We start from the raw sequence: 11,796 nt of genomic DNA on the forward strand, positions 1-11,796 counted from the left end.
CTTTTTACAACAAAGGTACGAAACTGTCTTTAGCAATCATAGTTTTACCTTGATTATTTTGGAGTTTATGCGACTTCGTCGCAATCTTCTGCAAACTTAGAGGTCATTAGGGCTTGCTTGGATTTTGATTTTTCAGAAGAGTGGATTTTATTTGGCTTTTAATGAGTAATAGTGAGCTGTTGCGAATTAAAAACGAGCAAAAGACACCTTGTAAAAAAGAGGCTGCAAGCAGTAATTAAAAAACACAATATACGGCCTAATGACCGATTTGGGTTAAAAGAAAACTTTTCAAAATTGCACGAAAATCCAATAATATTTGTATCTTTGCTAAATAATAAAAAAGTGAAGATGGATTACGATATAAACAAGAAAAAAGCAGGTCAACCGCTGGTAAGCTTCGTGATATTCTTCGAAGATGACGATGCCGGCAAACTTCAGAAATGCGTGGACAGTGTGTTGCGCCTATCTTTGAGACAAGAAGAACGGGAAGTGTTCGTCATAGGCGATGGCACGCGCGAGCCGCTTGTCTTGCTGCTAAATGGAAGCGAAGACGAGGTGGTGGTGGTGCGCCAGCCTTCTTCAGGCATAAATTCCGCCATGAATCTCGGAATGAGGATGGCGACAGGGCGCTATGTGCAGTTTTTGAGCGCGGCAGACACGTTACTTCTCGACGGATACGGCCATTGCCTTGACATGATGCGCTATGAAAAGCCGGAAATCATAGTGTTTGAGTCGAGCCGGGACGAAAAGCAGCGCACGTCTTACGAAGACGGAAAGATGGAAAGCGGAACGGAATTTATGCGCCATAACACCATCAATCCAAGTCCGGCAGGTTATGCGTTCAGAAAGAATCTGACCGAAGGAATGACCTTCGATACGGCAAATGAGTCGAGCGACGAGGAGTTTACGGTCTTGCTTTTCCTCAAAGCGGAAAAGGTATTGCCCACTACAGCCGTGGCACGCTTCAAGGGAAAAGACAGACAAACCGCCGGCGGAGATGACAAGAAAACGGTTATAAAGAAACTTGATGACCAATATGCCATGATTTGCCGACTGCATGATATGGCTTATGCCATGCCCGTGGACGACAGACTCGCCATAGAACGCAGAGTGGCGCAGATGACGATGAGCTATATCTTGGCGGTGGTGAAAGACCTGAGGTCGGCAAAGCAACTCAGGACGAGGATAGAGCAACTAGAGGAAAAAGGACTCTTCCCGTTGCCCGACAAAAGATATAACAAGAAATACACTATCTTCTCAAAACTGGTGAAAAGAAAACTCGTGAGAGATTTGGCGCTTAAACTCCTCGAATAGCAGTAAACCACAAGCGGCCATCATGCCTTCCAATGTGATATTTACAACTGCTTGCAGTCCTTTGTCTCTTATAGGGTGTCTTTTGCTTGTTTTAAATTTGCAAAACCCACTATTACTCATTAAGACAATCAAAATCTACTCTTTCAAATAGTCAAAATCCAGCAAACCCTAATGACCGATTTGGGTTAAAAATAGAGACAAGGAGTATATTATTGCACAATTAATTTTGGAGTGTGCAAAAAATACTATAACTTTGCATTAAATTAATACAAGTCATTAAATGGAATCAATACCAAGTTTCAATTCGCTGATTGAACAGAGCATCATCTCACATTGGGATTCAGACGCCCTGACCGATTATAAAGGAATAACGCTGCAATATAAAGATGTGGCAAGAAAAATAGAGAAACTCCACATATTATTTGAAAACAGCGGAGTTGAGCACGGAGACAAAATCGCCATCTGTGGCAGAAACTGTGCTTCTTGGGCAGTAGTATTCTTGGCGACCCTGACTTACGGCGCCGTGGCTGTACCGGTGTTGCATGAGTTCACGGCAGACCAGATACACAACATCGTGAACCACAGCGAAGCAAAACTCCTCTTCGTGGGCGATGTGGTGGCTACCGTGATAGATCCCACCAAAATGCCGTCGCTCGAAGGTATCGTATACATACCAGACTATTCGCTCGTGGTGTCGAGAACCGACAAGCTGACATATGCCAGAGAGCATCTAAATGAGCTCTTCGGAAAAAAATACCCGAAGGCTTTCCGCCAGCAACACATAAGCTACTATAAGGAGAAAGACCCGTCGGAGCTCGCGCTCATCAATTATACAAGCGGTACGACAGGATTCTCAAAAGGTGTGATGCTGCCATACAGGGCGTTGTGGAGCAATATCGATTTCGCTAAAGGTGTGCTTGGCAAAACCATTAAAAAAGGTGACAACACTATCAGCATTCTCCCAATGGCCCACATGTACGGAATGTCGTTCGAATTCCTCTTCGAATTCCTCCACGGGTGTCATGTGTTCTATCTCACAAGAGTGCCAAGTCCTGCCATCATAGCCCAGGCGTTCAAAGACGTGAAACCGGCTATCGTCATAGCTGTGCCGCTTGTGATAGAGAAGATAATCAGGAAAAAAGTGTTCCCGCAGATTCAGAACACCAAGGTGAAACTGCTGATGAAAATGCCTGGAGTGGGCAAGAAGGTGAAGAAGAGAATCTGTGAGCAGGTGTATCAGGCTTTCGGAGGAAACCTTTACGAAGTAATCATCGGAGGAGCCGCACTCAATCAGGAGATAGAGTCGTTCCTCAAAGACATAGACTTCCCGTTCACAGTAGGATACGGAGCGACGGAGTGTGCGCCTATCATAACTTATTCTGACTGGCATGACTTTGTGCCGATGTCGTGCGGAAGGGAAGTAGTACACATGGAGGTGAAAATCGACAGCGAGAACCCGGAGACCGTGCCGGGAGAGATACTTGCAAGAGGACTCAATGTGATGCTCGGATACTACAAGAATGACGAAGCCACGGCACAGACCATAGACAAGGACGGATGGTATCATACCGGAGACCTCGGACTTATGGACAAAGGCGGGAATGTGTTCATAAAGGGACGCAGCAAGAACATGTTGCTTGGACCTAACGGGCAGAACATCTATCCGGAGGAAATAGAGGACAAACTCAACAGTATGACGTTCGCAATGGAGAGTGTGGTGGTGCAGAGAGACGGAAAACTCGTCGGACTCGTGCATCCTGACTTCGACGAAGTTCAAGCTATGGGGCTCTCTCGAGATGATCTGCAGAGCCTTATGGAGGAGAACAGAGTGCAGGTGAACGCCAACCTGCCGGTATACTGCAAGATTGCTGCGATAGAAATCCATGACGAGGAATTTGAAAAAACTCCGAAAAAGAGTATAAAGAGATACTTGTATAAGTAATATGGAACGGTCTTTAGCGGAGAATTGACAATTCGTTCGACTTCCGGTATGTTGCATTCCAACTCGTTCGCCAGACAATTGCTCGTCAGCCTATCAACACGCAACCCAAATGCATGAAGCCCGTTTGCTCGTCAAACAGTTGCATATCAAACAATTGCTCGTCAATTTAATAATAACTTATTCACAGACAGAAGATTATATGAAATATCTCAGAAGTTGGTTAATGTTAGTAGCCCTGATAATAAGTCTTTCGGTTTCGGCGGAAGACGCAAAACGGCAGTTCCGTGGTGCATGGATACAATGCGTGAACGGACAGTTTGAGGGCATGTCAACGCAAAAGATGCAGCAGACGCTGACTTACCAGCTCGATGAGCTGCAGAAAGACGGAGTTAATGCAATAATCTTTCAGGTGCGGCCGGAATGCGACGCGTTGTATGAAAGCAAACTGGAACCATGGAGCAGATTCCTCACAGGAAGACAGGGAACGGCCCCTTCGCCATACTGGGACCCTCTGAAGTGGATGGTGGCCGAATGCCACAAAAGAGGAATGGAACTGCATGCGTGGATAAATCCATTCCGCGCCAAGACGAAAGGCACCAAGGAGCTCTCACCCCAGCATGTGGCAATACGGCAGCCAGGGAACGTGTTCCCATACGACGGATTGATGATTCTGAACCCTGCCAAGCAGGAAAACCGGGATTATATATGCAGCGTGGTCGAGGATATTCTTGAGAGATATGACGTGGACGGAATTCACATCGACGACTATTTCTATCCTTATCCTGTGAAAGGACTCCCAATTCCTGATGATGCGGATTTCAGAGCCAACAATAATGGGATAAAAGACCGTGGCGACTGGAGGAGAGACAACGTGAACCTCTTCGTGAAGCAGCTATATGAGACAATACACAAAGTGAAACCATGGGTAAAGCTCGGAGTTTCGCCATTTGGAATCTATCGCAACGCAAAATCGGCTCCTGGCATAGGAAGCAAGACCAACGGACTTCAGAACTACGATGACCTTTATGCCGACGTGCTGATGTGGGTGAACAACGGGTGGCTTGACTATTGCGTGCCGCAGCTGTATTGGGAAATCGGTCATAAGAGTGCAGATTATGCCACGCTCATAAAATGGTGGAACAAATATGCAGGGGCAAGACCATTATATATAGGAGAAGATGTGGAGCGCACGGTGGAGGCTGCCGATATTAAGAATCCGACCATAAACCAGATGCCTGCCAAATACAATCTTCATAAAGCCATGCAGAATGTTAAAGGCACGGTGTTGTGGTATGCTAAAGCAGTAGTGGACAATGTGGGAAACTATCAGAACGTGCTGCGCAACAACTATTGGAAATATCCAGCCCTGCAGCCGCTTATGCCGCATATAGATGCAAAGGCGCCCAACAAGGTGAAGAAGCTCAAGGCCATGACGATAGATGGCGACCAAATACTCTTCTGGATGCAGCCTAAAGGTAAAGGATGGAAGGATGAAGCAGTTAAATATGTGGTCTACAGATTTGAGAACGGTGAGCAGCCTGATCTGTCTGATGCCTCGAAAATCGTTGCAGTTACCACAGAAACCTTCTGTAAAATCCCGACACACTCTAGCAGTACCACTACTGGAAAACGCAAGAAAGTGACATACGTCGTCACGGCGTTGGACAGAATGAGCAATGAGAGCAAACCGAAGAAAGTTAAGGTGGCATTATGAGCTCCAAACGATAACCAGAAAAAGAATAACTAAAAATCTTGTATTATGGCAAACAATAACGAACAGAGCGTTAGGCAGATAGACAGATTCTTGAAGAAGGTGGTGCAGAAATTCCCATGCGATGAGGAAAATGCATGTCTTACAGATATCCATATCAGAATATCTCCCGAAAGCGGCGACTTGATGGCATTCGATGACGAAGACAAAGAAATAACAAGAAGCGTGGTAGAAGAATGGATAGAATGCAGAGATGACAATTTCTATGACGTTGCAGTAGGTCTGTTGAGAGAAAGGCTCAACACAATGGCTGCTGAGATAGACAGGATGGGACTCTTGAAACCGTTCAGCTTCGTTCTGGAAAACGATGACAAAGAGCATGTTGCCGAACTTTTCGTTTCGGATGACGATATAAACATCCTTGGAGGTGATATCATGGATGGATGGGACAAGGACCTCGACAAGTTCTTTGATGAACTCATGAAAGAGGACTGACAATCCGATGGCTTGGCATGAAGGAAACAAGAATCTTGATAGCTTGTTGTTGCCACGATCTTTAACATGGATGAGAGTATTGTGTGTAGACGCTCTTTTGCTGACGTGTATCTATGCCTGTTGTACTTCAAAGTTTTTGCATCTTGCTTCGTTGTCATTTCAAGGTTTGCTGTGTCTTTCTTGTGCTCCATAAAGATGTGGCTATGCTTTGTTCTGAGATAAACGGAAAGAAGGGAAATGACCATGAGGTATCATAAGGACAATATAGTGTTGTGTTGACAAAAAGTAACGCTAAACTCGAATTAAGAATTTTTCTATCGGGTTTAAATGATATTTTTGAGCGTTTTTCATTTTTTTGCAAGTTTACGTAAACGTTTAAGGATTAATAAATCAAAAAAACATTACTCCATTTCCTTGTTTTAATTTTATATTTTTTGCAATGTGGAAATTAAGTACTAAATTTGCAGTTGTAAAGTCGATGTTGCAAAATTGACTTATGATATGGTTATGGAGAACAAAATTAAACATGTGGGCGTTGTTGAGTCGGTAGTGGGCGAGTGCGTGAAGGTTCGTGTAGTTCAGTCTTCTGCATGTGCCTCATGCAAGGTGGCTAAACAATGCAATACCTCTGAAAGCAAAGAGAAAATAATTGACATATATACAAAGGACAATAGATATTCGGCAGGAGACAGAGTGAATGTCATGGCTTCATACAACGTAGGTTTCTTGGCTCTTTCCCTTGGAATGCTTGTGCCAATGCTGTTGATGCTTGTAGTCTTGTTCGCTATGTTGGCTACTGGTTATTCTGAGCTGATTTCCGCTCTCGGAGCTCTTCTTTCGCTCGCTCCTTATTATTTTCTCCTCTTTATGTTCCGTGGTAGAATAAACAGAAAGGTCACTTTCGACATTGAGTTGTCCAAGTGATTTGCATATTGATGATTCTTGATAATAACATAACTTATTTGGTAAAAACAAATTAATAAAAACAAATACAACTATTATGAATTTTATTTTAATTGCACTTGTAGTCTTGGGGGGTATTGCGCTCGTTGCAGCTGTGATACTCTATATATGCTCCAAGAAATTCGCTGTGCATGAGGATCCACGTATCGGACAAGTGGCTTCCGTTCTGCCTGGTGCCAACTGTGGCGGATGCGGCTTTGCCGGTTGTTCAGGTATGGCCGACGCTCTCGTTAAGGGGGCAGACAGTGGGTCAATTGAGGGTTTGTTCTGTCCTGTCGGCGGTTCTGCCGTGATGGGACAAGTTGCAGATTTGCTCGGTATGGCAGTAGCTAATAGCGAGCCAAAGGTTGCTGTGGTACGTTGCAACGGTACGTGTGAGCTTAGGAAGCGTATTGCCGTATACGACGGTCTGAAGACTTGTACCGCAGTAAATGCATGTGGAGCAGGTGAGACAGGTTGCGGTTTCGGATGTCTGGGATGTGGCGACTGCGTTAGCGCTTGTCAGTTCGGTGCTATCCAGATCAATCCAGAGACAGGCTTGCCGGAAGTTGACGAAGATAAGTGCATCGGTTGTGGCGCTTGTGCAAAAGCCTGTCCGCGCCATGTCATAGAACTTCGCAAGAAAGGACCTAAGGGACGCCGTGTTTATGTGCGTTGCGTAAACAAAGACAAAGGTGCCGCCGCTATGAAAGCTTGCAAAGCTGCTTGTATCGGTTGTGGCAAGTGCTTGAAGGAATGTAAGTTCGAAGCAATTACTGTCGAGAATAATTTGAGTTATATTGATCCGGACAAATGCCGTATGTGCCGTAAGTGTGAGGCTGCTTGTCCTACAGGAGCTATCGTTGCCGTTAACTTCCCTCCTCGCAAGCCTAAGGCTGAGTCTGGTGTTGAGGTTGCTACTGCAGCTAAAAATGGTTCAGAAAATAAAGAGGAGGCATAAGAAATGAAGTTGAGAACTTTTAGAATAGGTGGTATTCACCCAGAGGAAAACAAAATAACGGCAGAGGTGGCGACAAAGGTGGCTGCTCTCCCAACACAGGCGATATTCCCATTGTCGCAGCACATAGGAGCTCCTGCCAAGCCTGTTGTGGCAAAAGGCGACAAGGTGAAGGTAGGTACTTTGTTGGCCGAAGCCGGCGGATTCGTATCAGCTCCTATTTATTCATCTGTTTCGGGTACAGTACTCAAAATTGATAATGCGGTAGATGCTACAGGCTATCGCAAACCATGTATCATCGTCAAGGTGGAAGGAGATGAGTGGGAAGAGTCTATAGACAGATCTGACAAACTTGAGACTGTTGCGGCTCATCCTGAACTGACGCCGGAAGAAATCGTAAACCGTATCAAGGTGGCAGGTGTTACAGGTATGGGTGGCGCAGGCTTCCCTACATTCATCAAGCTTTGTCCTCCTCCTGGAGCAAAGGCAGAGTGTGTGATCATCAACGGAGTGGAATGTGAGCCTTATATCACTTCTGACTATCGACTGATGATGGAACATGCGGATGAGATTCTCGTTGGTCTTGACCTGCTCATGAAGGCAGCTAAAGTGGATAAGGGTTACATCGGAATTGAGGATAATAAGCCTGAGGCTATCCGCCTGCTGGAAGAAAAGACAGCCAACAATCCTAATGTGGAGATTGTGCCTTTGGCAAAGAAGTATCCGCAGGGTGGTGAGAAGCAGCTTGTTGACGCAGTTATTCGCCGTCAGGTTCCTGCGCCTCCTGCTATTCCTGTCAACGTGGGTGCCATCGTTCAGAACGTTGGAACTGCTTTTGCCGTATATCAGGCTGTGATGAAAAACAAGCCGTTGTTTGAACGCTACACTACTGTGACAGGTAAGAAAGTGGCTAATCCTGGCAACTTCCTCGTAAGAATGGGTACTCCGATGAAAGAACTTATCGATTTCTGTGGCGGAATGCCAGAGGGTGACAACAAAGTCCTTGCCGGTGGACCAATGATGGGTAAGGCTTTGACTTCTACTGAAGTACCTGTCTGCAAGGGAACTAACAGTATAACAATCTTGACCGATTCTGACGCACGCCGCAAAAAGCCACAGGCTTGTATTCGTTGTGCAAAATGTGTCAGCGTATGTCCTATGGGACTGGAACCATTCCTTTTGGCTACGGCAAGCTCTATGCATAATTGGGAGAAAGTGGAACAGGAAGACATTACCTCTTGTATAGAATGTGGCTCCTGTCAATTCACTTGCCCTGCCCACAGACCTCTTCTTGACAATATCCGTCTTGGAAAGACTACTGTGATGGGAATCATCAGAGCAAGGAATGCAAAGAAGTAATTAAGGTAATAACAGTTGTATACTCTTGGGAAATCAAATATTTGTCAGGTCCGAAATCCTACAGTATGATTCCTGTTCTTGATAAAGCAGAGGAACTTGACCCTTTGGATTCCCAGCAGAGTTTAAGCTAACAATCAAATAATAAAATGAGTAATTTAATAGTATCATTATCGCCGCATGCCCATGGTACGGATAGTGTGGAGCGCAATATGTACGGAGTCATATTGGCTTTGGTACCTGCTCTTCTCGTGTCTTTCTTCTATTTCGGCATCGGCTCTGCAATAGTATGCTTGACAAGCGTAGCTGCATGTATGTTCTTTGAGTGGGCAATAACAAAGTATCTGCTCAAGAAAGAGTCCACGGTTCTTGACGGATCAGCCATACTTACAGGTCTGCTGCTTGGATTCAACCTTCCTTCAAACCTTCCGGTATGGATAGTTCTCATAGGTGCGCTCGTAGCCATAGGAGTAGGAAAGATGACTTTCGGCGGTCTGGGCTGTAATCCTTTCAACCCGGCATTGGTTGGCCGTTGCTTCCTTTTGGTTTCATTTCCGGTAGAGATGACGTCATGGCCTGTAGCAGGTCAGCTCCTTAAGTATACGGATGCAACCACAGCTGCCACTCCTCTCAGCGTGATGAAGAATGCGATAAAGACCGGAGATGCCTCTTGTCTCAACCAACTTCCAGATTCCATGTCTATGCTGCTTGGAAATCCGGGACTGAACAACGGAGCAGGTACGGTAGGAGAGGTTTGTGCTTTGGCATTGCTCCTAGGTCTTGCTTTCATGCTTTGGAAGAAGATCATCACTTGGCATATTCCTGTCAGCATCATTGCTACGGTCTTTGTGTTCAGCGGTATTCTCCATTTGGCAAACCCTGTTTATGCATCTCCTGTAGCCGAGCTTCTCAGCGGTGGTCTTATGTTGGGTGCCATCTTCATGGCTACCGACTATGTTACCTCTCCAATGACTTATAAAGGTCAATTGATTTATGGTGTGGCAATCGGTTTCCTTACCGTTGTTATCCGTAACTGGGGAGCATATCCTGAGGGTATGTCGTTTGCTATCTTGATAATGAACGCATTCACTCCACTTATCAACGCTTATATTAAGCCAAAACGTTTTGGTGAGGTAATAAAGAAGGAGGATAAATAGTATGAAGAAATTAGAATCATCAATTACGAACATGGTAATTGTTCTTGTTGGAGTGGCGCTTATAACAGGTGCAATTCTTGCATATGTCAACCATATCACCACAGGTCCTATCAAGGAACAGGCAGAGAAGACTCTGACCGACGGTATCAAAAAAGTGATGGGTGGCGGAGAAATTACCGTAACGGGAAGTGACCCTTATAGTCAGACAGTTGACGGAAAAGAGCTCACTTACGTCATACATAAGGTGAACGATGCTCAGGGTAAGGATTTGGGAGCAGCAGTCGAGAGTACTACTGTCGGTTTCGGTGGAGACTTGAAAGTGTTGGTAGGATTTGACTCCAATGGCAACATCCTTGGCTACACAATTCTGCAGACTGCCGAGACTCCTGGACTCGGTGCAAAGGCTGAGACGTGGTTTCAGAAAGATGGCAAAGGAAGCATCATCGGCATGAATCCGTCCGCAGAACTCAAGGTAAGCAAGGACGGTGGCCAAGTGAATGCCATAACGGCAAGTACTATCACGAGCCGCGCCTTCCTCAAGGCTGTGAACAATGCTTATTCTGCATATAAGAAAAGCTCGGCAGGCTCTCAGAATGTAGCTTCTAATGATAACAAATAAATGAAAGGTTGAGAATATGAATTATATAAAGATATTACTTAACGGAATATTCAAGGAGAACCCTACGTTTGTGCTTCTCCTCGGTATGTGTCCTACATTGGCCACGACAACCTCGGCAATTAACGGATTGTCTATGGGATTGGCCACTATGTTTGTGCTTATCTGCTCAAATCTGGTTATATCCCTGATCAAGAATCTGACGCCTGATATGGTGCGTATTCCTGTTTTTGTTGTTGTCATAGCTTCATTCGTCACTATACTTCAGATGATTATGCAGGCTTTTGTACCCGCTATCTATGCTACATTGGGCTTGTATATCCCTCTTATCGTGGTAAACTGTATCATACTTGGCCGTGCCGAGGCCTTCGCTTGTAAGAACGGTCCTCTTCAGAGTATCTTCGATGGTATTGGTATGGGATTGGGCTTCTCTTTGGCGTTGACATTGCTGGGTGCAGTAAGAGAACTCCTGGGTGCAGGTTCTATCTTTGGAATAGGTCTTCTGCCTGAAACTTGCAACATGCTTCTCTTCATCCTCCCTCCAGGAGCGTTCATCACATTAGGTTATCTAATTGCTATTGTAAACAAATTTAAGAAAGCGTAATCATGGAATATATTTTGATATTTATCTCGGCTATATTCGTAAACAATATAGTGCTGTCCCAGTTCTTGGGAATTTGTCCTTTCTTGGGAGTATCACAAAAGGTAACTACTTCATTGGGAATGGGTGCTGCTGTAGCTTTCGTGTTGACGCTTGCCACGATAGTAACCTATCTGGTGCAAATGTTTATACTTGAGCCTTTCGGCCTTCAGTATCTTCAGACCATTGCGTTTATCCTGGTAATTGCTGCCTTGGTGCAGATGGTAGAGATAGTTTTGAAGAAAGTTTCTCCAGCCCTTTATCAGGCTTTGGGAATTTTTCTTCCTCTCATTACCACAAACTGTGCAGTCTTGGGAGTAGCGATCTTGGTTATCCAGAAGGAGTTCTCGCTTGTGCAAAGTGTTGTATATGCATTTTCCACAGCTATTGGCTTTGCCCTTGCTCTTACTGTGTTCGCCGGATTGCGTGAACAGCTGGCATTTGTAAATGTGCCTAAAGGTATGCGAGGCATGGCAATTGTCCTTGTTACCGCCGGACTGCTGAGTCTTGCCTTCATGGGTTTCTCAGGAGTTGATGGCGGTCTTAAGATTCTCTTTGGCTTGAATTAAGCATAAGAAATAACTTGTTTTTGATATCTGAATCCATTGGTTTTCCATCTTATATAAGTGGTTTTTATATGACGAAATGCGGAAAATCAATGGATT

At 45.0% G+C, this 11,796-nt stretch carries 11 protein-coding genes; all 11 read left to right on the top strand.

Going from position 1 to position 11,796, the window contains the following annotated elements; translation table 11 throughout:
- Nucleotides 1-348: 348 nt before the first annotated feature.
- Nucleotides 349-1,314: a glycosyltransferase family A protein gene (locus tag ST42_RS11515; protein WP_022316603.1), complete on the top strand. Its 966-nt coding sequence runs from the start codon at nt 349-351 to the stop codon at nt 1,312-1,314.
- Between the two features lie 280 nt (nt 1,315-1,594).
- Nucleotides 1,595-3,256 (top strand): AMP-binding protein, encoded by a 1,662-nt coding sequence (locus ST42_RS11520; RefSeq protein WP_022316602.1) that lies wholly within the window; start codon nt 1,595-1,597, stop codon nt 3,254-3,256.
- Nucleotides 3,257-3,455: 199 nt separating this feature from the next.
- Nucleotides 3,456-4,970, top strand: a complete 1,515-nt coding sequence (locus tag ST42_RS11525; protein WP_044073610.1) for a glycoside hydrolase family 10 protein — start codon at nt 3,456-3,458, stop codon at nt 4,968-4,970.
- 45 nt (nt 4,971-5,015) lie between these two features.
- Nucleotides 5,016-5,462, top strand: a complete 447-nt coding sequence (locus tag ST42_RS11530; RefSeq protein ID WP_022316600.1) for a hypothetical protein — start codon at nt 5,016-5,018, stop codon at nt 5,460-5,462.
- 507 nt (nt 5,463-5,969) lie between these two features.
- Nucleotides 5,970-6,386: a SoxR reducing system RseC family protein gene (locus ST42_RS11535; protein WP_042517594.1), complete on the top strand. Its 417-nt coding sequence runs from the start codon at nt 5,970-5,972 to the stop codon at nt 6,384-6,386.
- A gap of 76 nt (nt 6,387-6,462) precedes the next feature.
- The gene (locus ST42_RS11540; protein ID WP_022316598.1) at nt 6,463-7,365 is read left to right on the top strand and encodes a Fe-S cluster domain-containing protein; all 903 of its coding nucleotides are present in this window, start codon (nt 6,463-6,465) and stop codon (nt 7,363-7,365) included.
- Between the two features lie 3 nt (nt 7,366-7,368).
- Complete coding sequence (gene rsxC, locus ST42_RS11545) at nt 7,369-8,721, top strand: electron transport complex subunit RsxC (protein ID WP_022316597.1); 1,353 nt, start codon at nt 7,369-7,371, stop codon at nt 8,719-8,721.
- Between the two features lie 146 nt (nt 8,722-8,867).
- The gene (locus ST42_RS11550) at nt 8,868-9,875 is read left to right on the top strand and encodes an RnfABCDGE type electron transport complex subunit D (protein ID WP_022316596.1); all 1,008 of its coding nucleotides are present in this window, start codon (nt 8,868-8,870) and stop codon (nt 9,873-9,875) included.
- A 1-nt stretch (nt 9,876) separates the two neighbouring features.
- The gene (locus ST42_RS11555; protein ID WP_022316595.1) at nt 9,877-10,494 is read left to right on the top strand and encodes an RnfABCDGE type electron transport complex subunit G; all 618 of its coding nucleotides are present in this window, start codon (nt 9,877-9,879) and stop codon (nt 10,492-10,494) included.
- A gap of 16 nt (nt 10,495-10,510) precedes the next feature.
- On the top strand, nt 10,511-11,095 hold the full coding sequence (gene rsxE, locus ST42_RS11560; RefSeq protein ID WP_022316594.1) for an electron transport complex subunit RsxE: 585 nt from the start codon (nt 10,511-10,513) through the stop codon (nt 11,093-11,095).
- 2 nt (nt 11,096-11,097) lie between these two features.
- Nucleotides 11,098-11,700, top strand: coding sequence for an electron transport complex subunit RsxA (gene rsxA / locus ST42_RS11565; RefSeq protein WP_022316593.1), 603 nt, complete (start codon nt 11,098-11,100; stop codon nt 11,698-11,700).
- Nucleotides 11,701-11,796: the final 96 nt, after the last annotated feature.

It is taken from the genome of Prevotella pectinovora (assembly GCF_000834015.1).
Classification (GTDB): domain Bacteria; phylum Bacteroidota; class Bacteroidia; order Bacteroidales; family Bacteroidaceae; genus Prevotella; species Prevotella pectinovora.